The following is a 26,039-nucleotide window of genomic DNA, read 5'->3' as shown; positions in this document are numbered from 1 at the left end:
CCGTCAGCTGTCGCGCAGTCGCTCCACGCTGTGCAGCCAGTCGTCGATGATCCGGTCTGCCACGGTCGGATCGGCGCGCATGAGGCGGGTCAGTTCGAGTCCGCGCACGAGTGCCATGAGCGATTCGAAGGCGGTGCGGGCCGCTTCGGGATCGGCGATGCCCGCATGCTGCCGGAAGAACACGCGGAGTGCGGACCCCAGCCGTTTCTCCGCCGGGAGTAGCGCCGCGCGCAGTTGCGTATCGGTGCGGGAGGCGGCCCACAGCTCGAGGGCGGCCTGAAAGGGCGGTCCGGCCATCGCCGACCGGATCGCCCGCACCAGCTGTGCCAGGGCCTCGGGGCCGTCGCCGAGATCGGCGGCGACTTCACCGAGGTGACGCAGGCGGATATCGGCGATGTGGTGGATCGCGGCGACCAGTAGTTCCGCTTTCGAGGGGAAATGATGGAGCAGCGCGCCCCGCGATACGCCGGCCGCCTCTTGGATCCGCTGAGTGGTCGTCCCGGCGTAGCCGTACTCCACCAGACATCGGATCGCGGCGTCGAGCAGCCCCTCACGGGTTCTCGCATGCTGCTCTTTACGGGTCGGAATCGCCGCGCGCGCCGCCGGTGGCGCGGAAGGCGGCCGCTCCTCCGAACCTCCACTGTCCTCGGCGCGCACCGGCTTCCAGTTCACAATGCTTCCAGCCGGCCGTCGGCGACCTGGTCGCGAAGCCGGATTTTCTGGAGTTTGCCCATCGCGTTGACGGGAAAACTCTCGGCGACGTACCAGGATTTGGGAGTCTTGTGCGGAGCGAGCCGTTCCCGCAGGTAATCGTGCAGCTCCGCCGACGTGGGGGCCGGCGCTGCCGGGTCCGGCCGGACCACGGCGGCCACACTTTCGCCCCAGATCTCGTCGGGCAGGTCGAGCACAGCCGCGTCGGCGATCGCGGGGTGCGCGACCAGAGCTTGTTCGATCTCGCGTGGATAGATGTTCTCCCCGCCGCGGATGATCATATCCTCGAGTCGTCCGGTGACCCGGATGTATCCGCGGGCGTCCATCGTTCCGAGATCGCCGGTGCGCAGCCGGCCCTCGGCATCGATTGTCTGTGTGGTCTCGGCGGGCATATCGAGGTACCCGATCATCTGCTGGTACCCGCGGGCGCAGATCTCGCCCTCGACCCCGAGGGGCTGCACCGCACCGGTGCCGGGATCGACGATGGACACTTCCACTCCGGGCAGGGGCCGGCCGGCCGTGAACCGGTTGTCCTCGTGGCTGTCGGCCGGACTCGTCTGGCATACGATCGGCCCGAGTTCGGTCTGACCGTAGACCGCGCTGGTCGCGGCGCCGCAGAGTTTCGCCCAGGCGTCGACCAGGGCAGGCTGGACGGCATCGCCCCCGGACATGACGACCCGCAGCGCACCGAGGTCGAAATCGGCAAGTCCGGGATGCGCGAGTAAGGCGTGCAACATCGCGGGCACGCCACCGTAGATCTCGGCGTGATGATCCTGGATCGCCGTCAGCATTGTGGTGGGATCGAAGATCTCGGCGAGAACGAGCGTGGCCCGCTGGTACATCGAACCCAGTGCGGCCAGACCGCAGCCCGCGGTGTGGAACAGCGGCAGCGCGGTGGCGAATGTCGCTCCCGGAGAGGCGCCGCAGCGGTCACGGACAAACGCCGCGTTGGTCACCATCGACCGGTGCGCGAGTACCGCCGGCTTCGCCCGGCCGGTGGTGCCGGAAGTGAATTGGATCTGGGTGGCCGACCGCGGATCGACAACCGGTAACTGGGCCCGCTTCTCGGTGCGGCGTACCTCGTCGAGCCAGCCTTCGAAGGCAATGGATTCCCGGACCGCGGGCAGCACCGTGCGGATCTGTACGGCCATATCGGTGCCGCGGAAGCTGTCGGTGTGGAAGACACCGGCCGCGCGTGACCTGTCGAGCGCGTAGTCGAGTTCGGGTCCGCGCAGCGCGGAGTTGGTCGTGACGAGCACCAGGCCGCCGAGGGCGGCGCCGTACTGGAGTACGAGCCATTCGGGGACATTCGGCGCCCATACCGCTATATGTTCGCCCGGCTGGAAACGGGCGAGCAACCAGGCTGCCGTACGTTCGGCATCATCGAGCAACTGTGCGTAGGTCCAGGTGCGGTCGTTGCGGTCGGGCGCGACCGAGACGAGCGCGAGCCGTTCCGGTGCCTCGGCGGCCGCCTGCTGGAGCAGTCCGCCCACGGTGAGCTCGAGCACGGGACTGCTGATGTCGATCGGCCATACGGATCGGGTGAGCGCGGTCATCGGCTGCGCTCGCCCGTGGCGGTCGCCTTCTCGTCGAGTTCGCGTTTCATGCGCGCGATTTCGTCATCGGACGGGATATCGCCGCCGCCGTCGGGGATGAAACGACCGGTATCACGCCACTGGACGGCGGCATCGAAGCCGTGTTGCTGGGCGAAGTCGACGAACCAGCGGCCTTCGGGGGAGTGGCGGGTGATGCCGTCGAAGAGGACGGCGAGGTTCTGGGTCGATTGCAGGCCCATGTTGTCGTATGCCTGATTGATCATCATCTTCTGCATGACCAGCTGGTTGGTCGGGACCCCGGCCATCCGGTCGACGAGGCCCTCGACCGCGGTGTCGAGTTCGGCCGCCGGTACCGCATCGATGACCAGCCCCCACTCCCGGGCCCGGACCCCGTCGATGGTGTCACCGGTGAACAGCATCCGTTTGGCGCGTTCGGCGCCCAGGCGATACACCCACATGGCAGTCGTGGGGCAGCCCCATACCCGGGCCGGCATGTACCCGATTCGGGCATCCTCGGCCATCACCACCAAATCGCAGGAGAGGGCGATATCGCTGCCGCCCGCCACCGCGTAACCGTGCACCTTGGCGACGGTCGGCTTGGCCGAACGCCAGAGCGAGAAGAAGTGGTCGGTGTTGGCTTTCATCATCCGGAAGTCCTTGATCGGATCCCAGAGCGCACCCTGATGTTCCTCGCCGCCTTCGGCGTAGAGCTTCAGATCGTAGCCCGCGCAGAAGGCGCGCCCGGCGCCCTGGATCACGATGACACGCACGGAATCGTCGGCATTCGCCGCGGCGACGGCCCCGCCGATCTCGCGGGCCATCTCGCCGGTGATCGCGTTCAGCCGCTCCGGGCGGTTCAGGGTGAGGTAGGCGCGATGGTCGCGTACTGCGTAGTCGACGGTATTACCGGCGAAAGTCATCTCGGTATTCCAATCTTGGCGGTGTTCGGTGCCGAGCACGCTTTCACAGTCTGATTGGATGTCAATAAGATGCCCTGTCCCGGGGGCCGACCTACGGACACTCCGCACACCGTCTGCTACGGCCCGTATATCGACGGGATGCGGTCCCCAGGCAGTATCCGGAAAGGGGAACGCTGGTACGCCAGGAGCGTCCGCCGGGTGTCGGCCCGGTGCTCTACCATCGCCGAATGTCGTTCACCCTGCGCCAGTGGCATACCGATACCGGCAAACCCGAGCCGGAACCCTCGGTGAGGCAGACACCGGTAGCCCACCGAGAGTCGGTCGGTCCCTGGACATTCGAGATCCGCAGCGATATCCCACTGTCCCCGCTCGACTGTGAACGGATTATCGCCTCTATCGTTTCGCCGGACGGTGCCGGACAGGACCGCGAGGACATCCCGGCCGATGCGGCCGCGCGGGCCGGTGCGGAACTCACCCAAGCGCTCGGCACGGGGCGCAGCCTGGACGACCACCTCGACGACGACGTATCGCTGTTCATCCGGACCGACTTCGGTGACGACGAGGCGTGGCGGGTCGTGGCCGCATTGGCGATGGCCCCCGGCGCGGGCGAGGAGGCCGAATTCGTCGCCACGCTGACCTGCATCGACAATCCGGAGAACGAGGGCATGTCGATCGAGGCACTGCTCGACAAGATCGGCGACCGGCCGACCTACTATGCCTTCCTCGCCGACACCGTCACCCTCACCGACCCCGAACACCCGATCCTCGCTGTCGACACCGGCCCGGAGGAGACCGGCCACGACCGCGGCCGGACGGTCCGAATTGTCCCGTCGGAGATGTGGGGCATCGAAAACAATCTGTCCATCGCCAATATGGACTTTCAGGACTTCGCCGACGCCGCCGACCCGGACGGTGTGTTCCGCGGTTTCGCCTGAGGGCCTGCAGCGGCCGCAATCGAAGTCACAGTCGCTGCAACTCGCTGCGGCGGAACCCAGTTCGCGTTCCACTTTTCGGACCGGGGAGCCGGTGAAAGGGAGCCGGCCGTAGTCGACAGCCTCCGCAGCGCGCAGTGCGGCGGCTGCGCCACGGTCGGGTAGGCCGATCTCGGCGGCGAAGCCGATCCAGTCGCGTGCTTTGAGTTTGCGGGTTCGGCCGCCTACCGGCAGTGCCATCGAATCATCGTCATAGATCAGTGTGCCGGGGATGTCGTATATCGGTGCGATTGCCCATCGTTTGTCCGGAGCTTCGAGCACGCCGAGGTTCTTGGCGTGTAGATCCCCGTTTCCGGTGAGCCAGGCGAACAAGAATTGCAGGTACAGGTTCCGAACGGCGACGCGCGGTGCGTGTACCACGGCGGCGAGTGCCCGGACGACCTCGATCGCGTCCACTGCGTACTTCCCCGCAGGCGGGATTCCCATTACTTGTGTGGCGTCTTCGAACGCCATCCGAGTCCATTCGCCGCCCTGCTCGACGCGGTCGAACCGTCGCACCAGCAATCCGGGCGTGCCCGCCCGGTCGGTGATCAACTGCGCGGCGGCGACGGGAACCTTGAGTAACCGCGCCGCCTCGAGGTGGAGCGCTTCGTTCTCCACCAGATGCGGGAACCCGTCCTGCGAGAGTTTCAGGATGAACCGTCCGAAACCGGCCGCGAGAGGCGTGCTGATCATGGACGTACTGGCCTTCTGCTGCACACCCGGCAGCGCATGAGGGTCGACTTTCTCTACCAGGTCCGTGAAGTCCGGATCGGCAGGGGACTCGCCGCTGACGAGTGCCGGAACCTCGACCAGTGGTTCTCCATGGGGTATCACCTGCACGTCCCCGGGTGCGTCGGTGCCGACCGCCAGTAGCAGGGTGAGTTCGTCGTCGAGGCCGGTTTTCACCGCCCGTCGCAGTACCGACAGCCGGTGTCCTTCGGGGAGCAACCCCGCGAAGTAGGCCGGCAGGCTTCCTCCGAAAGTGCGGATCGGCTCGTCGGTCAGTGGCAGCGTGGTGGCGATCGGTCGATCGGATGCAGTCAGATATTCGGGAAGGTAGCGGAACTCGACTGTTCCGTCGGTGCTCTTCGTCATCGCCGCCGCTCGTCGGCCGGACTTGTAGACGTCCGCGGCGCGAACAGTGCGGAGGCGGGTCAGGTCCGTCATCCGTGGAGTTCCAGGGTGAGACCGAGGACGTCTGCGACCTCGGCAACCGTTCCGATCCCGGTGGTCCCGGTTCCGTGCTCGATATCGCGGACCGTGCGGGTCGATGTTCCGGCGAGATCGGCGAGCTGCTCCTGAGTGAGTCGGTACCGGCGGCGGGCAGCGCGGATATCGGTGCCGATACGCTGCACCCGATTCATACCGTCTCCAATCCGGCAGAATGCTGCCGAAAGCTCGAGAAGTAGTCCAAAGAGTACGGCAGCTACCTTGAATCGGCAAGATTCTGCCGTTTCATGCTTGTGGTTACGTACCTGGGTCGTCCTGACCGCATTTCCGGCAGTATTCTGCCGGAAATGCGGCCGAAGATCTCTCGCCTCGCCCGGTCTTCCCGCCGCCGTTGCGAAGCTCGGGTAGCAATCGCGGACAGGACCGGAAGCTCGGCCGAACCGGTCCGGGGGCGATGATTTATCGGTCCGGAGGGCGTCGTCACCGGTATGTCGACGCATACTCTCGAAACCGCCGGTGCCGATATCGTCTACGACGTGCACGGCCCGCTGCCCACCGCTGAGGGACGGCCGCCGCTGTTCATGATCGGCCAGCCCATGGAGGCGGCCGGCTTCCGGGCGCTCGCCGCGCAGTTCCCCGACCGCACCGTCGTCACCTACGATCCGCGGGGCCTCGGCCGCAGTGTCCGCAAGGACGGTCGCGTCGACCACGTGCCGGAGGTACAAGCGGAGGACGTTCATGCCGTCGTCGAGGCGCTCGGTGCCGGTCCGGTCGAGATGTTCGCCAGCAGCGGCGGTGCGGTGACCGCGCTCGCGCTCGTGGCGGCCCACCCCGGCGACGTGATCACCCTGGTGGCGCACGAACCGCCGCTGATCCCGGTGCTGCCCGATGCCGCGGCCGCCGAACGTGCCCGTGCGGCTGTGCGTGACGCATACGAGGCAAAGGGCTTCGGTGCCGGGATGGCGGCCTTCCTCGCGATGACTTCCTGGCAGGGCGAGTTCACCGACGAGTACTTCGCGCAACCGGCGGCAGACCCGGCCGTGTTCGGGATGCCGACCGAGGACGACGGCTCTCGGGACAACCCGCTGCTGTCGGATCGCTCACGGGCGGTCACCGGCTATCGGCCCGACCCCGGCGTAGTGGCCGCCGCGCCGACCCGCGTCGTCATCGCGGTGGGAGTCGAGACCTGGGATGCGTTCACCGGCCGCACCGCGGTGGCCACCGCCGAACTACTCGGTCAGCGTGTGACCGTGTTCCCGAGCCATCATGGTGGCTTCCTCGATGAAGAGTTCGGGTACGCGGGGCGGCCCGAGGAATTCGCGGACAGGCTGCGGGAGGTTTTGAACGATCGCGGGTGAGCCTGTACCTGCTGTCCGTGAGCTGGATGAATCGGCCGGAGACGTTGTCGAGGTCGATCTCGTTCAGCGCCGCAGCACTCCGTCCCCAGAGGCACGCCCGTGTACCCCGCCGCGCGAGATGACCGACGACGTCACCGCGACCCGCGCGCGCAACGCCGCTGTCAGCGGGAGCTATTCGTAGCGGACGGTCACCGATGGGGTATCGGGGACGGCCTGGCAGGTGAGGATGTAGCCCTCCTCGAGGTCGTCGTCGGTGAGGGCGTCGTTGACCCGCATGGTCGCCTTGCCCTCGGTGAGTTTGGCCATGCAGGTGGCGCAGTTGCCGGATTCGCAGGAGAACGGGGGCGTCAGCCCGGCTCGGCGGGCGCTTTCCAGCAGGGTTTCGCCGTCGCGACGCGGGACGGATTTCTTCTTGCGGTTGAGGAAGATCGTCACCGTGCCTTCCTCGGTGGCGGATCCCTCGGGGGTGGTCGCCGGAGCGCCGGTGCTCTCGGTCTGTGCCACGGGACCGGCGCTGGATGCCGGGGCGGCGAGACCGCCTGACACGGTTGCGGCGGCGGTCACGGCCGCGGTGGAGCCCGCCGGTGCCGCAGGGCTCGGGGTGGCAGCCGCAGTCGGTTTCGTGTTGGAGACAACCTGTGCCGCAAGCAGATTCGAGGCGCCCGCCGTGGGTGGGGCGGTCTTGGCGGGGGCGCCGCCGAACCGCTCGGAGAAGATCCGGCCCGGGCCCGGTAGCGCGGTCTCGATGAGTTCCATGAAGGGTTCCGGGCCGCAGATGTACGCGTCACCGGAGGTGTGGGGGCCGACGAATTCGAGGACCTTCGCGGCGTCCACGTACCCGTGTTCGTCGTCGCGGTGCCGCACGACGGTCAGCCGGCCGGGGTGGCGGGCGGCCAGTTCGTCCAGGGCGGCTTCGAAGATGGCGGAGGTGCGGTCGCGGTCGGCGCACAGCAGGCGGACGTCGCGATCGGTGGTCGCCAGCGTGCTCTTGGCCAGGGAGATGATCGGCGTGATTCCGCTGCCGCCGGAGAAACCGAGTACCGGGACATCGCCTTCGCGCAGGCAGAATCGGCCGGTCGGCACCGTCAGTTCGACCTCGTCGCCCTCGCTGAGGTTGTCGTGCATCCAGTTCGACACCGTGCCGCCGGGTACGCGTTTGACCGTGGTCATGAACTCGGTATCGGTCACCGGGCAACTCGACATCGAGTACGAGCGGAAGTACGGCTTGCCGTCGACCACGAACTTGAACGTGCAGAACTGGCCGGCCTGGTAAGGGAAGGGGCCGTCGTGCGGTTCCAGCACGAAGGTGCGGGTGTCCGGTGTCTCCTTCACGATGCGCGTCACCTTCGCGCGCCGGAACAACGGTGGTCTCGCCATGGTCGCCTCCTTCTGGTATTAAGATTCTATCCAAGCGAGAATAGTATTCTCAAATTCGGATAGGAACTGCCATGAAGCGCTACCGGATCGGGGGACGCAGATGACGGGCCCCACAGTGCTCGCCTTCGAGGACCGCGAGTACACCCGCGCCGAACTGGATGCGGCGGCCGACGGTCTGGCCGAGTTGCTCGCACAGCGCGGGGTCGGATCCGGGCAGCGAGTGGCGTTGATGTCCTCGAACCGCCCCGAATTCGTGACCGCGGTGCTGGCCGTCTGGCGGCGGGGGTCCGCGGTCGTGCTGCTCAGTCCGGCGTGGAAACGTGCCGAGGTCGCGCACGCGCTCGAGATCACCGGCGCGCAGCACGCGCTCGGCGATCATCCGGTGCTGGCCGAGCTCGCGGACATGATCTCCCTGGACGAACCCGCGCCCCCGCCCACCCGCCCGTTCGCCGAGCCCGCGCCCGGCAGTGACGCGGTGCTCGTGTTCAGCTCCGGCACCACCGGTATGCCGAAAGCCGTCCGCCACACCCACGCGTCGTTCGCGGCGGCGGTGCGGCACTGGCGCGACGCGCTGCGACTGGGCTCGGGCGACCGGATCCAGGTGGCCACACCGCCGTCGCATATCCTCGGCATCCTCAATATCGTCACCGCGCTGGAGTGCGGCGCCTGGGTGCGGTTGCACCGGCGGTTCGAACTGGAACGGGTGCTGCGGCACATCGAATCGGACAAGATCACCATCGAGATGGCGGTCGCGCCGATCGCCTTGGCGATGGCGCAGCACCCTGGTCTGGAGTCCTATGACCTCTCCTCGCTGCGCTACATCATGTGGGGCGCGACCCCGGTGACGGCGAGTGTCGCCGAAACCGTCACCCGGCGCACCGGCGTCACCTGGCTACCCGCCTACGGGGCGAGCGAACTCCCGGTGATCGCCTGCAACCCGATCGAATCGCCACGACTCGATTCCGTCGGCAAGGCCGTGCCCGGCGTCGATGTGCGGGTGGTGTCGCTGGCGGACGGACGACCCGTCGCGCCGGGGGCGGACGGCGAGATCCAGTTGCGCGCCGACTCGGTGATGGCGGGCTATCTGCCCGATTCGGCCACCGCGGGGGCGTTCGACGACGGCTGGTACCGCACCGGCGATGTCGGGAATCTGGACGCGGACGGCTGGCTGCGGCTCACCGACCGCTCCAAGGAAATGATCAAGGTCCGCGGATTCCAGGTGGCGCCGGCCGAGATCGAAACCGTCCTGCACGGCCACGACGCGGTCGCCGACTGCGCGGTGTTCGGGGTGCCCGACGGTGCGAACGGCGAAGCCATCGTGGCGGCCGTGGCGCTCGCGAGTCCGGTGACGGCCGACGAACTGATGACGACCGTGCAGGAGCGGCTGGCCGGGTACAAGCGGTTGCGGCAGGTGCTGTTCGTGGACGAGATCCCCCGCCTGCCCTCCGGCAAGGTGCTGCGGCGAGTACTGAAGGAGCGGTATGGACGTCCGGCTGACGAGTGAACAGCGGCAACTACGCGACGCGGCCGCGAAACTGGCCGACGAACTCGGCCCGGGGTCGGTGCTGGACCTGGCCGATGCCCGCCGCCGCACCCGGTTGGAGGAAGCGCTCGCGGGCACCGGTTTCCGGGAACTGCGCTCCGACGGCGCCTCCGGGGTGGAGGTGGCGATCGTGGCCGAGGAGTTCGCGCGCGGACTGGTCGATGTCCCGTTCCTGGGTCCGGTCCTCGCCGACGATCTGCAGGGCCGGCTCGACGGAGACACCGCGCGGTGGACGGTCGCGCACACGGACGCCGCGATCGACGCTTCCGGCTGCGACCGGGTGCTGAAGCTGGAGGGCCGCGGTGTGTTCGCCGGGCCGGTCGGCGACGAGGTCGCCGGCGCGGACCTCACCCGGGCCGCGGGTGCGGCCGCGGGACCCTGGGAGCCGCGGGGCGATATCTCCACGGGACACCGGGATCGCTGGCTGGCGTTGGCGCTCACCGCCACCTGCGCCGACCTGGTCGGTGCCGCGCGTGGAGCCCAGCGGCTCGCGGTGGAGTACGCGAAAGTCCGTAGCCAGTACGGGCACACGATCGGCTCCTATCAGGCGATAGGTCACCTGCTGGCGGAGAGCGAGGCCCTGATCGAAGGATCGATCAGTGTGCTCTGGCATGCCGCCTGGGCCGTCGACGAACTCGAGCCGCGGGAGGCTCTGCGGGCCGCCCGGATCGCCAAGATCTATGCCGCCCGCGCCGCCCGGACCGTCTGCGAAACCGCGATCCAGGTGCACGGCGGGATCGGCAACACCTGGGAATGCCTGGCCCACGTGTATCTGCGGCGGGCGCTGGTGTCCACCGAACTGTTCCCCGTTCGCCTGGAGGAGGCCGGCCTTGGACTTTCGTGATTCCCCGGAGGAGGCGGCGTTCCGTGAACGCCTGCGTGACTGGCTCGCCGGGGTGGCGGGCACCTACCCGACCTCCGGCGACGAGTACTGGGCCCGGCAGGGCGAATGGCATGCCGAGCTGTACCGGGCCGGATTCTTCGGGCTGTCCTGGCCCAAGGAGTACGGCGGACAGGAGTTGGCGCCGGTCTACGACGTGATCCTGGACGAGGAACTGGCGATCGCGGGGGCGCCGCCGCGGCCGAGTCTCGGCTATCTGATCCAGGGGCTGGGCCATCACGCGAGCCCGGAGCTGTGCCGGCGTTTCCTGCCCGGCATGATCGACGGAAGCCAGCGGTGGTGCCAGGGTTTCAGTGAGCCGGGCGCCGGATCGGATCTGGCCTCCCTCACCACCACGGCCACCCGCGACGGCGACGACTACGTCATCCACGGGCACAAGATCTGGACCAGCTACTCCGATGTAGCCGATTGGTGCCTGCTACTGGCCCGCACCGATTCCGCCGCGCCACGGCACAAAGGGATCTCGGCGTTCGTGCTCTCGATGAAGCAGCCCGGGGTGGAGCAGCGGCCGCTGGAGATGATGAGCGGAGTGACCACCGAATTCGGCCAGGTCCTCTTCGACGGCGCCCGGGTGCCCGCGGATCAGCTGGTGGGCGCGCCCGGCGAGGGCTGGAAACTCGCCATGACCGTGGTCGGGCACGAACGCGAACCGTCCACCCTCGGCTACGCCGCGCGCTACGGGAAGCTGGTGCGCCAGCTGGCCGCGCGCACCGACGGCGCGGTCCCCGACGAACTCGCGTGGGCGGCGGTCCAGGCGGAGATGCTGCGACTGCACGTCCGCCGGCGGCTGTCCGAACAACTGGACGGGGTGACCCACGGTCCGCAGGGGTCGCTCGACAAATTGCTCATGACCTGGGTCGACCAGTCGGTCGGGCATGCCGCGCTCGCCGTGGCGGGCACCGGCGACCAGGAGATGTTCGGCTCCTATCTCTACAGCCGCGCGCAGAGCGTGATGGGCGGGACATCGCAGATCCAGAAGAACATCATCGCCGCGCGCATCCTCGGATTGGGAGCCTGAAATGTACGATATGCCACCGGAAATCGACGTCCACGCCGACGGTCCGCTGCGAATCATCACCCTCAACCGCCCGGACGCGCTCAATGCCGTGGACGACGCGCTGCACACCGGGCTGGCCCGGCTGTGGCCGCGCCTGGCCGAGGATCACGACGCGCGGGCGGCGGTGCTCACCGGTGCCGGCAAGGCATTTTCTGCCGGCGGTGATTTCGCCTATCTCGAGGAACTGGGCCGCGATACGGTGCTGCGCGAGAAGACCATCGCGCACGGTCGCGATATCGTGCTCGGTATGGCGCGCTGCCGGGTTCCGGTGGTTGCCGCGGTCAACGGTCCCGCCGTCGGTCTCGGCTGCAGCCTGGTCTCGCTCAGCGATATCGTCTACATCGCCGACACCGCCTATCTCGCCGACCCGCACGTCCAGGTCGGTCTGGTGGCCGCCGACGGCGGTCCGCTGACCTGGCCGCTGCACACGAGTCTGCTGCTGGCCAAGGAGTACGCACTCACCGGCGCGCGCATCTCGGCGGAACGCGCGCGCGAGATGGGGCTGGCCAATCATGTGGTGGCCGATCCGCTGGCCGAGGCGCTGGCCTGTGCGAAGCGGATCGCGGAAATGCCCCGCCAAGCGGTGGAAGCGACCAAGCGCGTATTGAACATCCAGCTCGAGGAATCGGTGGCGGCCACCCTGGACTACGCCACCACCGCGGAGTACCAGTCGTTCCAGACCGACGATTTCCGCGCGACGATCGCCAGGCTCACCGGCGGCAAGTAGATGTCAATCCCGACGATGGTCATATCGGTAGGTGGTCGTTCGGCCGATGTGGTCGGTGATCGCCACTTCTAGTGTCGTTCGCCATGCGAACCAGAGAGTGGGCCGAGATAGGCCGGTGGCTGTTTGTGGCGGTGGCAGTCGTGGTGGCCGGTGGTGTGGTCGTGGTGTGGCTGTCTCCAGGAGGTCTGGGGCAGCCGGGGCCGATCGAGATCACCGAGGGGCTTTCCGCGTCGATGTATCGGGTGTCGGCCGGTGTATTCGATTCCCCGTGGTCGGTTCGGTCGGTGGAGGTGTTCGGGGAGGGGTGCCTGTTGATTCTGGGCGTGCTGTGGGCCGGATCGGCGTGGTCGGGTTTCCGAGGACGGCAGTGGCCGCTGGTCATGACGACCGTGGCGACGGCGCTGGGCACGATCGGGGCATACGTGGTCAGCGAGGCGGTGAAGTTGGTGGTGGATGAGGAACGACCCTGTCGCGCAATACAATCGACGGGCGATGCGCTGTCCTGTCCGCCGACCGGCGACTGGTCTTTCCCGAGCAATCACGCGACCCTCGCGGCGGGGCTGGCGGTGGGGCTGATGGCCGCCCGGCGCAGATTGGCAGTTCCGGTGGTGGCGTTGACGGTCGTGGCGGCGGTATCGCGGTTGGCGGCGGGGGTTCACTATCCGCACGATGTGCTCGCCGGCTGTGTGCTCGGTGCCTGCACGGTCGGTGCGCTGCTGGCGGTGGTGAGATCAGCGGGGTCGGTTCTGCCCGGCGGTATCCGGCGCGACGAGACCGGCCTCGTAGGCCACGACCGCGGCGGCCGCACGGTTGTCGACGTCGAGCGTGGCCAGGATAGAACTCACATGAGCTTTGATCGTCCCCTCCACCACGTTCAGCCTGCGCGCGATCTGCCCGTTGGTCAGCCCGGTACCGAGCAGGGCCAGGACCTGTCGTTCTCGCACGGTGAGCGCTTCGACCCGGGTGCGGGCGCCGGCCCGGCTGTCGGCGGCCGACCGCAGCCCGGAGTTCGCCAGATGGGCAACGACTCGCGCGGCGACCTTCGGTGAGAGATAGGCGGCGCCGTCGGACACCGCGCGCACACCGGCGAGGAGTTCCTCCGGATCGCCGGATTTGGTGAGGAACCCGGCGACGCCGCCGCTCAGCGCCCGCAGAATGTATTCGTCCTCACCGAAAGTGGTGAGCACTATCAGACCGGTGGACGGTGCGATCTGCCGGATCTGGGCCGCGGCGGCGATGCCGTCCAGTCCGGGCATGCGGATGTCGAGCACCGCGATATCCGGGCGGTGCCGCCGCACCGCGTCGACCGCTTCGCGGCCGTCGGCGGCTTCGGCCACGACGGTGATCTGCGGATCGGTACTCAAGATGGTGCGGACTCCGGCGCGGACGAGCGGTTCGTCGTCGGCGATCAGAACTCGCGTCACCGGGTCTGCTCCTCGGCGATCACGTCGATGCCGGCCAAGGTGTCCTCGCCGGTCCGGAAGCACAGGCGGTAGGAATCACCCGAGCGATCGTCGAACGGATTCGCTGTGATCGAGTAGTACTCGCACGCCGTGTCCGGAGGAAGTCGACTGTCCGGGGGTGCGTCCAGTTGCCGTGGGGGAAGGTATTCGGCCACTTCACTGCGGTGCTGTCCGACTTCGAGTCTGTCGAAATCCATCCGGTCGAGTACCGATGTCCGCAAGGTCATTGCCTCCCATATCCGCAAGCCACCGGTCAGCAGCGCGCCCGTGACCAAGGGAACCACAACCGCGGCGACCGCGACGCGCCGCAGGCGGGTACGGTCGCGGTGTTGCTGGTCGACGATCTGAATGTCGAATGCGGAGTCCGGGATCGGATCGCCGTCGCCGCGGTCACCGTCGGGGTGGTTCGGAAACCGCGCATGGACAACGAACTCGTCGCCGTGGCGGCGGTGGGACAGCATCCCGCCGGCCAGCCGGGCCCGCTCCGCCAAGCCCACGAGACCGGAGCCGGTTCCGCCGGCGGTGTGCGCGGAAGCCGAGATCGGTCCGTTGGTAACCGACACTTCGGTTTCCATACCGCGGCAACCGATCCGTACCCGCGCCGACGAGGCCGGAGCATGCTTGGCCACGTTGGTCAAACCCTCCTGCACTACACGGAACACAGCATGCTCGACCATCGGCGACACCCCTGCGGATGCTCCCGCGATATCGAGCTCGACCCGTAGGCCCGCGGCGCGGGCGCGCTCGACCAGATCGGTGATATCCCGCGAGGCCGGTTCACCGGTGGAAGCCCGCAAGATCCCGATCACCTCGCCCAGGTGGTCGACCGCCGCCGCGGTTCGCTCCCTGAGCCGGCGAGCCGAATCTCGATGCTCGGCGGAAAGGTCGTCGGCCATCTGCAGTGCGCCGGCGGACAGCGCTATCAAGCTCAGTTCGTGGCCCAGCCCATCGTGCATATCCTGGGCGATCAGGAGGCGTTCGCGCAACCGTGCCTGCTCGGCGACCATGGCTTTCGCTCGCTGCGCCTGCGCGGCACGGTCCCAGCCCGCCCGGGTCAGCGCGCGCGACAAATACCAGAACCGGCCGAGAAACCACGGCACCATCCCGGCAGCCACGAACACAACCGAGAAGACAGCGGCGGCAGAGGTCGATGACGGCCATACGGACACCACGACCACCACCGACGCCGCCACGGCGACCGACACCACTGCCGCGGGAGATATCGAACGCGCGCGGAAGCCCGCGATAAAACCGCACACCACGACCAATGGAACCCACCGCGCATCGATTACCGCGAGAACCGAACCCGCGACCACCGACCCCAGCGACACCCACTCCATCCACCGCGCGGCCATCGCCGAGCTTTCCGGAAGCATCCTCGATCGAGCCACACACCGACTCTAAGGACCGCGCCTGGTTCACGGCCGGACTTCATCGAGGTCGGTGTCGAGTAACACCAGGCCGGGTACGGTGCCGGCGGCCGGCTGTTGATCGGTGACCGGGCGCTCCGCGGCCTCTCCGTGGAGGGCAGATCCTCGCCGCCGGAACCATGACGGAACTGTCCGCCTCCGAGGGCCCGTGGTTGCAGAGGTATTTCCGAGGCGCCCGAGGCTGACCGTAGACACGCTCGTGCCAACAGCCTGCTCCGGAAAGAGTCTGTGGTACCGCCGGTTTGTACTTCGGAAAGAGCGGTGCGGCCATTGCGGTGGAAAGATTTACGGTCGCGTGTCCGGCCGGGGACAGCGCAGAAGTGTGTCGGTGGTCCCTGGAGGAAAGAATCGATGTCGGGGTGGTCCCGTGTAAGAGCCGAGTTGTTGCAGCGGGTGAAGAGCGTTGTAGACGGTGTTGCCCATCTCCGCGCCGAGCCCTCCTCCCGAACCGCCGATGGACTGCGCGGCGGACTCGAAGCGACCCACGATGCCGAGGACCGAGGCAAGACAACGCTCGCCGCGCGCCGAACCGACAGTTCCCCTGACTATGCCGTACCCAAAGCGTCCACGACGGCGGAGAACCGTCCCACCGGAGCTGCGATACGCCGTCTTCTTCCGGATGACTGGCGGGTCAACAGAGAAATCGCTCTCGCCATGGGTGGCGGTTACCCCCTCGACTTCCGGACAGCTGCCTCGGTCGCGGAGAAAAAAACCGAACAGGAGTTTCGGGCGGATTTCGACCGGCTGGAATCCTTTGTCGCATTCCGGGACGGATCGCCGATAGGGCGCACCCGGCTCGTGCGTGGCGATGACCCTGAGATACTGACGATGGCCGCGGTGTGGGTCTCGCCCGCCGCCCGCGGGGCCGGTATCGGAGACCAACTGATGACCAACGCGTTGGGCTGGGCACGAGAGCACGGCTTCCGGGAGATCAGACTGTGGGTGCGGGAGAACAACGAGCACGCCACGAACCTGTATCTGCGGCACGCGTTCCAATTCACCGGCGAGTCCAAGCCGCACTTCGCCGACCCCTCGTTGCGAACGGTCGAGATGCGCCACGACCTCTTCTGACGACTACCCGATGCGACGGGGACGCACCGCTGTGGGAGCCGCGCAGTCGAATCGACGGCTCCGGTAGCCGGAACCGGAATCACACTGTGGTGACCAGGGTTTCCGAGCGTTGGACTGTCCCGGTGAGGCCGGTACCGTCCTGCGCCGCGAGCAGTGCCGCGGCCCGCCCCATCGTCTCCGGCGGTTCCACCATCTCGGCCGGGATCTCGCCGCCACCCGCGGCCTGCCAGCCCTCCGTCAGGACCACCCGGGACGGGCTCAGGCAGTTCACCGCGATATTGTCCGGCCACAGGTCGGCGGCCAGGCCGAGATAGAGGCGTTCGACCGCGGCCTTGGACACCCAGTAGGCGTTGGACCCGCGGTCCGTCATGTTCACGCCGGTGGTGGTGACCGCGATGAGTGAACCTCCGCCGCGGGCCCGGATATATGGGATCGCCGCGCGGGTCACCAGGAATACGCCGGTGAGGTTCACATCCAGGCACAGCTGCCAGCGCTTCAGCGGGGTGCTCTCGACGGGCCCCAGCCACAGCACGCCGGCATTCGCGACCAGGATGTCGATGCCGCCGAATTCGGTGACGGTGGTCGCCAGTGCCGTGCGCACCGATTCCTCGTCGGTGACATCGCAGGGCACCGGCAGCGCCCGTCCGCCCGCGGCGGCTATTCGCCCGGCCACTTCGTGAATGGTTCCGGGAACCCGGCCCGGCTGCTCGGAGCGGGCCGCCACCGCGACCGACGCGCCCTGCGCGGCCAGAGTCGCTGCTATCGCGGCGCCGATGCCGCGACTGGCCCCGGCCACGAAGGCGACCTTCCCCGTCAGCGGTCTCCCGGCGTGCGGGCTGCGGGTATCGCCACCGGCCCGCGCCGCCGGCCCGGAGTCCGGGCCGCGGCCGTCCGCTGCCGGGGATCGCACGGGCGGCGCGGACAGTCCCGTGCTGTTCGACCCGGACGCCGCACGGCCCGGTTCGGTCGGTTCGCTCACTTCGGTGGGAACCGCAGGGCGCCGTCGAGGCGGATGACCTCGCCGTTGAGATAGTCGTTCTCCACGATCGACTGCACCAGCTGCCCGTATTCCGGCGAGCGCCCCATCCGTTTCGGGAACGGGATCTGCGGCGACCAGTACTGTTCGAGCTGGTCCGCGGCTTTGCCGTAGGCGGGGGTGTTGAACGTGCCCGGGGCGATGGTCACCACCCGGATACCGAGCGGGGACAGATCGCGGGCCGCGACCAGGGTCATCCCGATCACGCCACCTTTCGCCGCGGAGTAGGGGAGCTGACCGATCTGTCCCTCGTAGCCGGCGACCGACGCGGTGTTGACGATCACGCCGCGCGCACCTTCCGCGGTGGGTTCGGATTCGGCGATCGCGGCGGCGGACAGTCGCATTACGTTGAAGACCGCGATCAGATAGAACTCGATGGTGGTACGGAACCCGTCGAGGGCCAGCGGGGTGCCGTCCTTGCCCACCAGCCGCCCGCCGGCGGCGGGCCCGCCGTGGGTGTCGACCGAGATCCGCAACGGTCCGAGGGATTTCGCCTCCTCGACGGCGGCCCGCACCGAATCCTCGCTGGTGGCGTCGGTGTGCACATAGCGGATCCCGAGCTCGTCGGACAATTCCTTGCCTTTGTCGTCGGCGACATCGGCCACCACGACCTTGGCGCCGGCCGCGTGCAGCCGCCGGACCGTGGCCTCGCCCAGTCCACCCGTGCCACCGACGACGATCGCCGAACTTCCCTCGATCTGCATGACGCTACCCTCTCTTGCGATTATCGCTCTCAGATTGAGAGAATACTATTCTCATGTATATCGGCAAGATCGTCGACGTGGGGGAAACTGGAGAGAACTGATGCCTGAAGCCGTGATCGTATCCGCGCTGCGCACCCCGATCGGGACCGCCGTCAAGGGCACGCTGCGCGAAACCACCGCCTTCGACCTGGCCCACCACGTGGTCGAGGCGACGACCAAACAGCTCGAGACCGACGCGCCCATCGACGATCTGATCCTCGGCGAGGGCCGCTACGGCGGCGGGGTGATCGCCCGGCACGCCGCGATCACCGCCGGGCTGACCGGGGTGCCCGGGCTGGCGCACAACCGCCACTGCGCGGCGGGTATGGCGGCGGTGCAGACGGCGGCGGCCGGTATCCGGGCCGGGATGGACCGGCTGGTGCTGGCCGGTGGGGTCAACGCCGATTCCACCGCACCGAAGGCCCGGTTCCGGGTGGGACCCGACGAATGGGCCGATCCGTGGACCTCGCCGTCGCATCCGGATCGGCCGGACGCGCCGAACCTGGACATGTCGATCACCGTGGGCTGGAACGCCGCGGTGAAATCCGGTATCTCCCGGGAAGAGCTGGACGCCTGGGCGCTGCGCTCGCATCGCAATGCGATCGCGGCGATCGACGAGGGACGTTTCGACGACGAGGTCGTCCCGATCGGTACGCCCTTCGGGCAATTCGCGGTCGACGAGCATCCGCGGCGGACGACGACCCTGGAAAAGCTCGCCGCGCTGAAGGTGCTGCACCCCGAGATCGACGGGTTCTCGATCACCGCGGGCAATGCGGCGGGCGCCAACGACGGGGCCGCGCTGCTCACCGTCGCCAGTGACGAACTGGGTCTCCCGGCGCTGGCCACCATCCGGTCCTGGGCGTCGGTGGGGGTGGACCCGGCCGACACCGGCCTGGCGCCGATCGAGGCGATCACGAAAGCCGCGCGCAGAGCCGGTATCTCGCTCGCCGACGTGAGACTGTTCGAGATCAACGAGGCGTTCGCGTCCGTCCCGATCGCGGCCGTGCGCGCCCTGGACCTGGACCCGGGCCTGGTCAACGTCAACGGCAGCGGCTGCTCGCTCGGGCATCCGGTGGCGGCCACCGGGGCGCGCATGATCGTGACCACGGTCCACGAACTACGCCGCCGCGGCGGCGGCCTGGCGATCGTGGCGATGTGTGCCGGTGGGGGGATGGGTTCGGCGACCGTGCTCGAGGTCGCCGCGCCGTGACCGGCAACGGTGCCGCCGGGGGTAGGTCCCCGGCGGAACTGATCGCCGCCGCGCGCACCGGATCGGTGCGCGCGGCGGGCCGGTTGCTCACCCTGATCGAGGGGCCGGCCCGCGACGAGGTGCTGCGGTTGCTGGAACCGGTGGATATCCGGGTGGTGGGTTTCACCGGCCCGCCGGGCGCCGGGAAGTCGACCACCATCGCGGCGGTCGTGAGTACCTATCGCGCACAGGGTCTCCGGGTCGCCGTGCTGGCCGTCGACCCGTCCTCGCCCTACAGCGGCGGCGCGCTCCTCGGTGACCGGATCCGCATGGCCGCCCATATCGACGATCCGCAGGTACTGATCCGATCGATGGCGACCCGCGGGCATCTGGGCGGACTGTCGGCGGCGGTGCCCGCGGCGATCCGGCTGCTGGCCGCGCTGTCCTACGACCTGGTCGTCATCGAATCGGTCGGGGTGGGTCAGTCCGAGATCGAAATCGCCGCTGTGGCCGACCCGACCGTCGTGGTACTCACTCCGGGTGCCGGTGATGCTGTGCAGGCCGCGAAGGCGGGGTTGCTCGAAGTGGCCGACATCCTGGTGGTGAACAAAGCCGACCGTGAAGGGGCCGAACAGACGGTACGTGAGTTGCGCGCCGAATCGGATGCCCCGATTCTCACGGCTGTCGCGGCGACCGGTACCGGTATCCACGAACTGGTCGACGCCGTCGACGCCCACCATCGCGCCGATACCATGCAGCGCCGTGCCGCCCGGGCCCGGGCTCAGATCCTGTCTCTCGCCTACAGTCGATTACGCGTCCATCCCGGACTCGGCGCCCTGGCCGACGCGGTGGGCACGGGCGAATGCGACCCCTATACCGCCGTCGACCAGCTGCTGCGGCCGGTCGGTGACGGAGACCGGTGTATCAGACTATTCGAGTGACCTTCCGATTGATGCCCGGCACCGGGCTCGTCCTCCCGGCGAACGCAGGCGTCCTGCGATTCGGCATGACCGAGCACGCGGCGCAGTGGACGGCGTCAACTCTGGCGGACATCCGCGTCGGCGGGTGGAAGTGCGGAGCACACTGGACCTTCTTCTTCATCCACCACGGCATCCTGGTCACGCCCTATTCCTGCACGGCGTGCGCCGAGCAGACCATGGGCCACTTGATCGTCGAGCGGGAGTACGTCCTGGACCGGGCCGCCGACGTTCCGGTCGCCTTCGGCGACTTCGACCTCTTCGGCTACCCGATCCACGAACTGACCGAGGCCCTCGCCCCGTCGGACCGCCAGCTCCTACTGCCCGCAGACGTCGACCCGCAGAGCACGCACTACCTGTCCGCCGTACGCCTCGACGCCTGTGAAAGCGACCGTCGCTAGAGGTCCGCGTCCGCCGCCAGGTCACCCCGACCTCGACCCCCGCGGCACCGTCCGCAGCAGACGACGACCTTCGTCATCGTCGAGCTCTTGTATCTCGACCATGCCGGCCCGCCGGCAACCCGGCGCGTCGCATCATCCAGCGACGGGCCTCAACCGATGCGTCGCCAGGGCAAATGTTGCCTGATGCCGCTAGCCGCCCGCGGGCCGGTAGTCCGTGTGCAGACGGGTCAATCGCTGGGTTCGGATGCGCCACTCGCCGTCGACCTTGGCGTAGGTCTCGTGGTAGTGACCGAAACCGTGCACGCGGGTACCGTCCGGCCAGGTCAGCCGGTCTTCCATCGCCCAGATACTCTGTGCCGTGGTCTCGCTCAGTACATCGATCTCGGGCGAGTGCCCGTGGTGGATGGTCAGCGCGCCGCCGATCCGGGCGGTGAGGAAAGTGAGGAATTCGTCGGCCCCGGTGATCACCTCCCCACCCGACTCGGACAGGTCGATCACGACGTCGTCGCAGAACAGCGCCCGGAACCCGGACCAGTCCTTGGTGTCCATCAGACGGAAATAGCGGGCTTTCAGCGCGCGCAGTGCCTCGTAATCGTTCATGGCCGTTCCAGGTTCGCGGTGATAGTCGGCAGGTCGAGTACCGTGCGGATGCCCGGTGGCGCCGCACAGACGGGTGCGACGGCGTTGACCGCGCGGTTGGCGGTATAGGAGGGGGAGTGTTCGGCCATCTCCGCGAGCGGGAAAGGGAACACCATATCGATCTCGAGCGGAGCGTCCCCGCGTACCGACAGATGCCAGCCGGTGGGGCGGATATCCCAGCCGGTTTCGGCGTCGGCACCGCAATGCCAGACGGCCCGGAAGGATACGACGGTGTGCCCGGCGCGGCGGCCGGCGATCGTGATGCGCTGCGCCGCCACCGTGCCCTTCTCGACGGTGCCGGCGGCGATCTCGAACGTGTGCCCCGCGGTCGCGACCTCGCCCGCCGCGGTCACCTCGTCGAGGGGCAGGCCGATCCCGTCGGCGAGCAACCGCAGCGACGGCCCGAAGCTGTCGCGTAGATGGTCGAGCCGGGCGGCGGCGAAATCGGCCGGGGGACTGCCGAATCCCATGACGTCGAACAGGATGCCCGGTGAGTTCCGCTGGGAGAGGTCGGCGTATTCCTCGATGGCCAGCGAGTCGAGCCGCAGCTGGATCGAGGCGAGTACCAGCGGTACCGCCTCGGTGACGAACCCCGGGCTGCTGCCGGTGCTGTGGATCGAGGTGGCCCCGGCCGCGCAGGCCGCCTCCACGCGGGATCGGATCCCGGCATCCATAGTGGGTGGGTGATGGAAGAGGCCGACGGTGGTGACGATATTCGTGCCCGCGGCCAGCATCGCGCACACCTCGTCGATATCGCAGGTCTGCGGCATATAGAGCACACAGTCCGGGCGCCGGGCCAGGATCTGCTCGATATCGGCACTCGCCCGGACTCCGGTCGGTGCGTCCAGACCGCAGAGTTCGGCGGCGTCGCGCCCGACCTTGTCCGGCGAATGCGAATAGAGAGCAGCCAGTTCGAGTTCCGGATGGGCGATCACCGCGCGCAGGGCGCGTCGGCCGATGGTGCCGGTGGCCCATTGGGCGACCCGGTACGGGCCGCCGAGGTCACGACCGGCGAAGGCGGCCGGGGTGTCGGGTTGCATCGGATTCTCCGTCCGTGGAGTGCGGTACCTGCCGGTCAGGGACGGAAACGCAGCAGGGCTTCCTGCGCGAACGAGGCGACCAGGGTGCCGTCGGTGGTGAGGACGTCACCGCGCCCGTAGGCGCGACCGTGGGCCAGGACCGTGCCGTGATGCCGCAACAGCAGCCAGTCGTCGCTGCGGAACGGCCGATGGAACCAGAGGGTGTGCGAGGTGGTGGCCGAGGTGAATTCGGTACCGTTGCCGCTGTGCTCGAAACCGTCGAGCTGGCGCAGCACCGTACCGATCACGTTCAGATCGGTCACGTAGGCCACCAGTCCGGGGGCGAGTTCGGGCCCGACCTCGGGGGTGCGCATCCACAGGTCGTATTCGGCCGGGCCCACCGATTTATCGCTCAGATCGGTCAGCGAGCGGGTCTCCCACGGGATGAGCCCGATCTCGATCCGATGCTCGGGTCCCGGCAGCGGCGAGGGCGCCGCGATCTCCTGGCTCTGCCGGCCGTCCTCCATCGCGGTCATGGAGACCAGCGCGGTGGCGATCACATCGCCCTTCTGGCGCGCGACGATGGTGAGGGTCGCGAACGAGCGGCCGCGGTGTTGCGGGTGCACCACGTAGTACACCGGGGCATCGCTCTTACCTTCGCGCGCGAAGATCACGTGCACGGATTTCACGGTCTTGTCGGGGCAGGCGAAAACCGCCGCGCGCAGGAACTGCGCCAGCAGCTGGCCGCCGAACAAACGGTGGTACTCGAGTTGCTGATTGGGACCTTCGAACACCGACAGGGTGGCCTGGGGGTCGGGCGCCGGCGCGTCGTCGTCGCCGGCCTGCGGCGCGGTCGGCCGCAGGCGGAGGTCCATGCAGGCGAGAAGGTCGGTCCAGAGATCGGGCATACAGCGAGTGTAAGCCCGTTTCTCTGATTTGGAGAACGTTATTCTCGCTCAGTCGGCGTGCGCGAAACCCCGGGCGCAGAATTCCCAGATCTCCTCGGCGGAGATAGGGTACGCGGTCTCGTCGTCGATACCGCCGTTGGACTGCGCGGTGAACATGACCGTCTGCATCACCATGGCCGCCATCCGGCGTGGGTTGACCTCGCTGCGCAGCAGTCCGGCCTTGTCGGCGTCGATCATGAGCTCGGTGAACAGCGCCAGCAGTGGGGTGTGCGCGACCTTCACCTGGGCCGGATGGCTGACCAGCAGCTGCGGCGCGAAATCGGTGAACAGCGGGCGCTGCGCGGTCGGATCCGGGCGGCACAGTTCGTAGAGGAGTTCCACGGCCAGTTGCAGTCGTTCCAGGGCGTTGTCCTTACCCGCCGCGGCCGCGCGGATCTGTTCGGCGGTCCGGCTCAGGGCGTCCTCGAACAGGGCCAGCAGCAGTTCATGCTTACCGTCGAACTGCAGGTAGAAGCTGCGCAGGGACTGTTTCGACCGATCCACGACCTCCTGGACCGTGAAATCGGTGGTGCCCTTCTCGGTGATGATCGCCTGGGCGGCATCGAGGAAGCGCTGGACCCGCTGTTCCGCGCGGAGTTTCGCGGTGCGGATCGAGCGCTCGACGGCGCGCTGCTTCCAGGCCGGTTCTTCGCTCGGGCTGGTCACCGGATGACCCGTCCGATCCCATCGATCCCATCTGTGGAGAACATGAGTGCACTGTACCGGAGAACGTCCCATGTCTGGGCAGGCACGTCCCGTGTTCGCACCACTGAGGAGACTATTAATTTCATCTCAAGAGAATGCTATTCTCCTCAACGTAACGCAACCCCGCCACAGGAGGCAGCCCGGATGCTCTTCGAGTTCGATGCCGATCAGCGGCTGCTGCGCGATACGGTCCGGGAAGTCACCGCCAAGGAGTGCCCGCCCGCGGTGATCCGGGAGATCGTGGACGCCGGTGCGGATCCGGGGCGGCTGTGGAAGACCTACGTCGAGCTCGGCTGGACCGAACTCGTGGAACCGGAAGCGACCGTGGAACTCGGTATCGTGATCGAAGGACTGGGCCGGGCGACCGATCCCACACCCTATCTCGCCACCATGACCCAGTTCGCGCCGCTGGCCGGGGATTCGGCCACCGCCGACGGCACCGGTGCCGCGGTGTTCGAGGGGATCACCGCGACCCGCGACGGCGACGGCTGGTTGCTGCACGGCAGCGCCGCTCCGGTCCTGGACGGCGACCGCTGCGATCGTCTCGCGGTGGTCACCGAAGCCGGTGTGTTCGTGGTCCCCGCCCATGTCGTCACCGCCCGGCGGACCGCCGCCTTCGATCCGGTGCTGCACCTGGCCGAGGTCACCTTCGACGCGGTACGGGTCACCGACGGCGACCGTACCGCCGCCGATCCCGAACGGGCCCGCCAGCTGGCACTGACGGGTCTGGCGCTGACGACGGTGGGCGCCTGTCAGCGGGTCCTCGACATGGTGCTCGAGCACGTTCGCACCCGGCATCAGTTCGATACCGCCATCGGCGCGTTCCAGGCGGTCCAGCACAAGGCGGCCGATATGCATCTGGCCATCGAACGAGCCAGGGCACTCGCGTACTTCGCGGCGCTGTGCCTGGCCGAGGACGATCCGCGGCGCAAGCTGGCGGCCGCGATGGCCAAAGCGGCAGCGGGTGAATGCCAGTCGACGGTGTTCCGCCACGGGGTGCAGTTGTTCGGGGCCATGGGCTTCACCTGGGAAAACGATCTGCAGTTCGCGATCAAGCGGGCCAAGGCCGGTGAGCTGCTGTTCGGCGGGGCGGCGCGGCATCGCGCGGTGGTCGCCGCGGAATACCTCGCCGCCGCACGATGAACGGCGCCACCATGGGATCGCGTCTCCGCGGCGGCCGGGCGATCCGACGGCCGCGGGCGGCGCAGTAAGCGGAAGACTCGCGCCGGGCCCGTGCCCGGCGCACCCGGAACCGAGGAGTACTGCTTTGTCGTATATCGACTACGAGGTCGCCGACAAGATCGCGACGATCACGCTGAACCGGCCCGAGGCCGCCAATGCCCAGAACTCGGCGCTGCTGGACGAACTCGATGCCGCCTGGACGCGGGCGGCCACCGACGAGGACGTGGTGGTCATCGTCCTGAACGCCGCGGGCAAGCATTTCTCGGCCGGTCACGATCTCAAGGACGACAGCTGGCCGAAACCGAAGAAGATCACCCTCGACTGGATCTATCAGACCGAGAGCCGGCGGTACCTGGAGTACACGCTGCGGTGGCGCAATGTGCCCAAACCGTCGATCGCGGCGGTCCAGGGCCGGTGTATCGCGGGCGGGCTGATGCTGTGCTGGCCGTGTGATCTCATCATCGCCGCGGACAACGCGCTGTTCTCCGATCCGGTGGCGATGATGGGGATCGGCGGTGTCGAGTACCACGGGCACACCTGGGAACTCGGGCCGCGCAAGGCCAAGGAGATCCTGTTCACCGGCCGCGCGGTGACCGCCCAGGAGGCCGCGCAGACCGGCATGGTGAACACGGTGGTCCCGTTGGCGGAGCTACCGGCCAAGACCGCGGAGCTGGCGGCCCAGATCGCGAAGATGCCGCCGTTCGGATTACGCCAGGCGAAACGGGCGGTGAACCAGACGCTGGACGTCCAGGGTTTCTACGCGGCGGTGCAATCGGTCTTCGATATCCATTCCACCGGACACGGAAACGCGTTGAGTGTGAGCGGCTATCCGATTCTGGTCGACCTCGAACAGATGAAATCGAATATCAAGTAGATCTGCCGCTCGGGGGATCGATCCGTTCGCCGCGGTATCGATCCCCCGATATCGGAAAGTGATCACCGA

At 68.0% G+C, this 26,039-nt stretch carries 25 protein-coding genes and 2 pseudogenes; 13 read left to right on the top strand and 14 right to left on the bottom strand.

The window, feature by feature from the left end; translation table 11 throughout:
- Positions 1–3 precede the first annotated feature (3 nt).
- Genes AB0H42_RS16445 through AB0H42_RS16435 form a run of 3 tightly spaced genes read right to left on the bottom strand, consistent with a single transcriptional unit; the run spans position 4 to position 3,187 of the window.
- Positions 4–672 carry a TetR/AcrR family transcriptional regulator gene (locus AB0H42_RS16445; protein ID WP_357056181.1) on the bottom strand — a complete coding sequence of 223 codons (669 nt, stop codon included), beginning with the start codon at positions 670–672 and terminating at the stop codon, positions 4–6.
- The gene (locus tag AB0H42_RS16440) at positions 669–2,267 is read right to left on the bottom strand and encodes an AMP-binding protein (RefSeq protein ID WP_357056178.1); all 1,599 of its coding nucleotides are present in this window, start codon (positions 2,265–2,267) and stop codon (positions 669–671) included. The genes AB0H42_RS16445 and AB0H42_RS16440 overlap by 4 nt, the downstream gene beginning before the upstream one ends.
- Positions 2,264–3,187, bottom strand: a complete 924-nt coding sequence (locus tag AB0H42_RS16435) for a crotonase/enoyl-CoA hydratase family protein (RefSeq protein ID WP_357056176.1) — start codon at positions 3,185–3,187, stop codon at positions 2,264–2,266. The genes AB0H42_RS16440 and AB0H42_RS16435 overlap by 4 nt, the downstream gene beginning before the upstream one ends.
- Positions 3,188–3,414: 227 nt before the next feature.
- Here AB0H42_RS16435 and AB0H42_RS16430 point away from each other — a divergent pair, with 227 nt between their 5' ends.
- Positions 3,415–4,122 carry a hypothetical protein gene (locus AB0H42_RS16430; protein WP_357056525.1) on the top strand — a complete coding sequence of 236 codons (708 nt, stop codon included), beginning with the start codon at positions 3,415–3,417 and terminating at the stop codon, positions 4,120–4,122.
- A 135-nt stretch (positions 4,123–4,257) separates the two neighbouring features.
- On the opposite strand, the pseudogene AB0H42_RS16425 reads toward AB0H42_RS16430, so the two are convergent.
- Positions 4,258–5,328 (bottom strand): annotated as a pseudogene (locus AB0H42_RS16425) (HipA domain-containing protein); the annotation flags it as partial.
- On the bottom strand, positions 5,325–5,525 hold the full coding sequence (locus AB0H42_RS16420; protein WP_357056173.1) for a helix-turn-helix domain-containing protein: 201 nt from the start codon (positions 5,523–5,525) through the stop codon (positions 5,325–5,327). The gene AB0H42_RS16420 and the pseudogene AB0H42_RS16425, both read right to left, overlap by 4 nt.
- Before the next feature lie 294 nt (positions 5,526–5,819).
- Here AB0H42_RS16420 and AB0H42_RS16415 point away from each other — a divergent pair, with 294 nt between their 5' ends.
- Positions 5,820–6,689 carry an alpha/beta hydrolase gene (locus AB0H42_RS16415; protein ID WP_357056170.1) on the top strand — a complete coding sequence of 290 codons (870 nt, stop codon included), beginning with the start codon at positions 5,820–5,822 and terminating at the stop codon, positions 6,687–6,689.
- A gap of 171 nt (positions 6,690–6,860) precedes the next feature.
- Here the strand turns inward: AB0H42_RS16415 and AB0H42_RS16410 are convergent, their stop codons facing one another.
- On the bottom strand, positions 6,861–8,066 hold the full coding sequence (locus AB0H42_RS16410; protein WP_357056167.1) for a ferredoxin--NADP reductase: 1,206 nt from the start codon (positions 8,064–8,066) through the stop codon (positions 6,861–6,863).
- 100 nt (positions 8,067–8,166) lie between these two features.
- Between AB0H42_RS16410 and AB0H42_RS16405 the strand changes: the two genes are divergently transcribed.
- The 5 genes and pseudogenes from AB0H42_RS16405 to AB0H42_RS16385 form a co-directional block, all read left to right on the top strand.
- Positions 8,167–9,570 carry an AMP-binding protein gene (locus AB0H42_RS16405; RefSeq protein ID WP_357056164.1) on the top strand — a complete coding sequence of 468 codons (1,404 nt, stop codon included), beginning with the start codon at positions 8,167–8,169 and terminating at the stop codon, positions 9,568–9,570.
- Entirely contained in the window at positions 9,548–10,453 is a 906-nt protein-coding gene (locus tag AB0H42_RS16400) for an acyl-CoA dehydrogenase family protein (RefSeq protein WP_357056161.1), read from the top strand. Before AB0H42_RS16405 ends, AB0H42_RS16400 begins: the two co-directional genes overlap by 23 nt.
- Entirely contained in the window at positions 10,440–11,528 is a 1,089-nt protein-coding gene (locus tag AB0H42_RS16395) for an acyl-CoA dehydrogenase family protein (protein ID WP_357056158.1), read from the top strand. The genes AB0H42_RS16400 and AB0H42_RS16395 overlap by 14 nt, the downstream gene beginning before the upstream one ends.
- Before the next feature lies 1 nt (position 11,529).
- Positions 11,530–12,294 (top strand): enoyl-CoA hydratase/isomerase family protein, encoded by a 765-nt coding sequence (locus tag AB0H42_RS16390; RefSeq protein ID WP_357056155.1) that lies wholly within the window; start codon positions 11,530–11,532, stop codon positions 12,292–12,294.
- 83 nt (positions 12,295–12,377) lie between these two features.
- A pseudogene (locus tag AB0H42_RS16385) lies at positions 12,378–13,010 on the top strand (phosphatase PAP2 family protein); the annotation flags it as partial.
- A 15-nt stretch (positions 13,011–13,025) separates the two neighbouring features.
- Here the strand turns inward: AB0H42_RS16385 and AB0H42_RS16380 are convergent.
- The gene (locus AB0H42_RS16380; RefSeq protein ID WP_357056152.1) at positions 13,026–13,718 is read right to left on the bottom strand and encodes a response regulator transcription factor; all 693 of its coding nucleotides are present in this window, start codon (positions 13,716–13,718) and stop codon (positions 13,026–13,028) included.
- Entirely contained in the window at positions 13,715–15,148 is a 1,434-nt protein-coding gene (locus AB0H42_RS16375) for a histidine kinase (RefSeq protein WP_357056149.1), read from the bottom strand. The genes AB0H42_RS16380 and AB0H42_RS16375 overlap by 4 nt, the downstream gene beginning before the upstream one ends.
- A 390-nt stretch (positions 15,149–15,538) precedes the next feature.
- Here AB0H42_RS16375 and AB0H42_RS16370 point away from each other — a divergent pair, with 390 nt between their 5' ends.
- A complete protein-coding gene (locus tag AB0H42_RS16370; protein ID WP_357056146.1) occupies positions 15,539–16,258 on the top strand; it encodes a GNAT family N-acetyltransferase in 720 nt (239 codons plus the stop codon).
- A 79-nt stretch (positions 16,259–16,337) separates the two neighbouring features.
- Here AB0H42_RS16370 and AB0H42_RS16365 read toward each other — a convergent pair whose 3' ends face one another.
- Complete coding sequence (locus AB0H42_RS16365) at positions 16,338–17,075, bottom strand: SDR family NAD(P)-dependent oxidoreductase (protein ID WP_357056489.1); 738 nt, start codon at positions 17,073–17,075, stop codon at positions 16,338–16,340.
- A gap of 158 nt (positions 17,076–17,233) precedes the next feature.
- Positions 17,234–17,998 carry an SDR family NAD(P)-dependent oxidoreductase gene (locus AB0H42_RS16360; protein WP_357056143.1) on the bottom strand — a complete coding sequence of 255 codons (765 nt, stop codon included), beginning with the start codon at positions 17,996–17,998 and terminating at the stop codon, positions 17,234–17,236.
- Between the two features lie 100 nt (positions 17,999–18,098).
- Here AB0H42_RS16360 and AB0H42_RS16355 point away from each other — a divergent pair, with 100 nt between their 5' ends.
- From AB0H42_RS16355 to AB0H42_RS16345, 3 genes are read left to right on the top strand one after another with little or no spacing between them, the layout of a single operon-like run.
- Positions 18,099–19,247 carry a thiolase family protein gene (locus tag AB0H42_RS16355; RefSeq protein WP_357056140.1) on the top strand — a complete coding sequence of 383 codons (1,149 nt, stop codon included), beginning with the start codon at positions 18,099–18,101 and terminating at the stop codon, positions 19,245–19,247.
- On the top strand, positions 19,244–20,167 hold the full coding sequence (meaB, locus tag AB0H42_RS16350) for a methylmalonyl Co-A mutase-associated GTPase MeaB (protein WP_357056137.1): 924 nt from the start codon (positions 19,244–19,246) through the stop codon (positions 20,165–20,167). The genes AB0H42_RS16355 and meaB overlap by 4 nt, the downstream gene beginning before the upstream one ends.
- A complete protein-coding gene (locus AB0H42_RS16345) occupies positions 20,164–20,604 on the top strand; it encodes a hypothetical protein (protein ID WP_357056134.1) in 441 nt (146 codons plus the stop codon). Before meaB ends, AB0H42_RS16345 begins: the two co-directional genes overlap by 4 nt.
- A 189-nt stretch (positions 20,605–20,793) precedes the next feature.
- Here the strand turns inward: AB0H42_RS16345 and AB0H42_RS16340 are convergent, their stop codons facing one another.
- From AB0H42_RS16340 to AB0H42_RS16325, 4 genes are read right to left on the bottom strand one after another with little or no spacing between them, the layout of a single operon-like run.
- A complete protein-coding gene (locus tag AB0H42_RS16340) occupies positions 20,794–21,204 on the bottom strand; it encodes a nuclear transport factor 2 family protein (RefSeq protein WP_357056131.1) in 411 nt (136 codons plus the stop codon).
- Positions 21,201–22,283 (bottom strand): dihydrodipicolinate reductase, encoded by a 1,083-nt coding sequence (locus AB0H42_RS16335; RefSeq protein WP_357056128.1) that lies wholly within the window; start codon positions 22,281–22,283, stop codon positions 21,201–21,203. The genes AB0H42_RS16340 and AB0H42_RS16335 overlap by 4 nt, the downstream gene beginning before the upstream one ends.
- A 35-nt stretch (positions 22,284–22,318) precedes the next feature.
- Positions 22,319–23,170: an acyl-CoA thioesterase domain-containing protein gene (locus AB0H42_RS16330; RefSeq protein WP_357056124.1), complete on the bottom strand. Its 852-nt coding sequence runs from the start codon at positions 23,168–23,170 to the stop codon at positions 22,319–22,321.
- A 48-nt stretch (positions 23,171–23,218) separates the two neighbouring features.
- On the bottom strand, positions 23,219–23,875 hold the full coding sequence (locus tag AB0H42_RS16325) for a TetR/AcrR family transcriptional regulator (RefSeq protein WP_030521084.1): 657 nt from the start codon (positions 23,873–23,875) through the stop codon (positions 23,219–23,221).
- A gap of 183 nt (positions 23,876–24,058) precedes the next feature.
- On the opposite strand from AB0H42_RS16325, the gene AB0H42_RS16320 reads away from it, so the two are divergent.
- Positions 24,059–25,057 carry an acyl-CoA dehydrogenase family protein gene (locus AB0H42_RS16320; RefSeq protein WP_357056121.1) on the top strand — a complete coding sequence of 333 codons (999 nt, stop codon included), beginning with the start codon at positions 24,059–24,061 and terminating at the stop codon, positions 25,055–25,057.
- 124 nt (positions 25,058–25,181) lie between these two features.
- Positions 25,182–25,970: an enoyl-CoA hydratase gene (locus AB0H42_RS16315; RefSeq protein WP_357056118.1), complete on the top strand. Its 789-nt coding sequence runs from the start codon at positions 25,182–25,184 to the stop codon at positions 25,968–25,970.
- Positions 25,971–26,039 lie beyond the last annotated feature (69 nt).

Origin of the sequence: Nocardia sp. NPDC050799, assembly GCF_040654015.1 — a bacterium.
Classification (GTDB): Bacteria; Actinomycetota; Actinomycetes; order Mycobacteriales; family Mycobacteriaceae; genus Nocardia.
This window is presented reverse-complemented; position numbering and strand designations above follow the sequence as displayed.

What these genes read in the sequence shown, in the direction of transcription:
- AB0H42_RS16440 (WP_357056178.1), bottom strand. Translation starts at nt 2,267, where the DNA reads ATGACCGCGCTCACCCGATCCGTATGGCCGATCGACATCAGCAGTCCC.
- AB0H42_RS16435 (WP_357056176.1), bottom strand. Translation starts at nt 3,187, where the DNA reads ATGACTTTCGCCGGTAATACCGTCGACTACGCAGTACGCGACCATCGC.
- AB0H42_RS16430 (WP_357056525.1), top strand. Translation starts at nt 3,415, where the DNA reads ATGTCGTTCACCCTGCGCCAGTGGCATACCGATACCGGCAAACCCGAG.
- AB0H42_RS16420 (WP_357056173.1), bottom strand. Translation starts at nt 5,525, where the DNA reads ATGAATCGGGTGCAGCGTATCGGCACCGATATCCGCGCTGCCCGCCGC.
- AB0H42_RS16415 (WP_357056170.1), top strand. Translation starts at nt 5,820, where the DNA reads ATGTCGACGCATACTCTCGAAACCGCCGGTGCCGATATCGTCTACGAC.
- AB0H42_RS16410 (WP_357056167.1), bottom strand. Translation starts at nt 8,066, where the DNA reads ATGGCGAGACCACCGTTGTTCCGGCGCGCGAAGGTGACGCGCATCGTG.
- AB0H42_RS16405 (WP_357056164.1), top strand. Translation starts at nt 8,167, where the DNA reads ATGACGGGCCCCACAGTGCTCGCCTTCGAGGACCGCGAGTACACCCGC.
- AB0H42_RS16400 (WP_357056161.1), top strand. Translation starts at nt 9,548, where the DNA reads ATGGACGTCCGGCTGACGAGTGAACAGCGGCAACTACGCGACGCGGCC.
- AB0H42_RS16390 (WP_357056155.1), top strand. Translation starts at nt 11,530, where the DNA reads ATGTACGATATGCCACCGGAAATCGACGTCCACGCCGACGGTCCGCTG.
- AB0H42_RS16370 (WP_357056146.1), top strand. Translation starts at nt 15,539, where the DNA reads ATGTCGGGGTGGTCCCGTGTAAGAGCCGAGTTGTTGCAGCGGGTGAAG.
- AB0H42_RS16360 (WP_357056143.1), bottom strand. Translation starts at nt 17,998, where the DNA reads ATGCAGATCGAGGGAAGTTCGGCGATCGTCGTCGGTGGCACGGGTGGA.
- AB0H42_RS16355 (WP_357056140.1), top strand. Translation starts at nt 18,099, where the DNA reads ATGCCTGAAGCCGTGATCGTATCCGCGCTGCGCACCCCGATCGGGACC.
- AB0H42_RS16340 (WP_357056131.1), bottom strand. Translation starts at nt 21,204, where the DNA reads ATGAACGATTACGAGGCACTGCGCGCGCTGAAAGCCCGCTATTTCCGT.
- AB0H42_RS16335 (WP_357056128.1), bottom strand. Translation starts at nt 22,283, where the DNA reads ATGCAACCCGACACCCCGGCCGCCTTCGCCGGTCGTGACCTCGGCGGC.
- AB0H42_RS16330 (WP_357056124.1), bottom strand. Translation starts at nt 23,170, where the DNA reads ATGCCCGATCTCTGGACCGACCTTCTCGCCTGCATGGACCTCCGCCTG.
- AB0H42_RS16320 (WP_357056121.1), top strand. Translation starts at nt 24,059, where the DNA reads ATGCTCTTCGAGTTCGATGCCGATCAGCGGCTGCTGCGCGATACGGTC.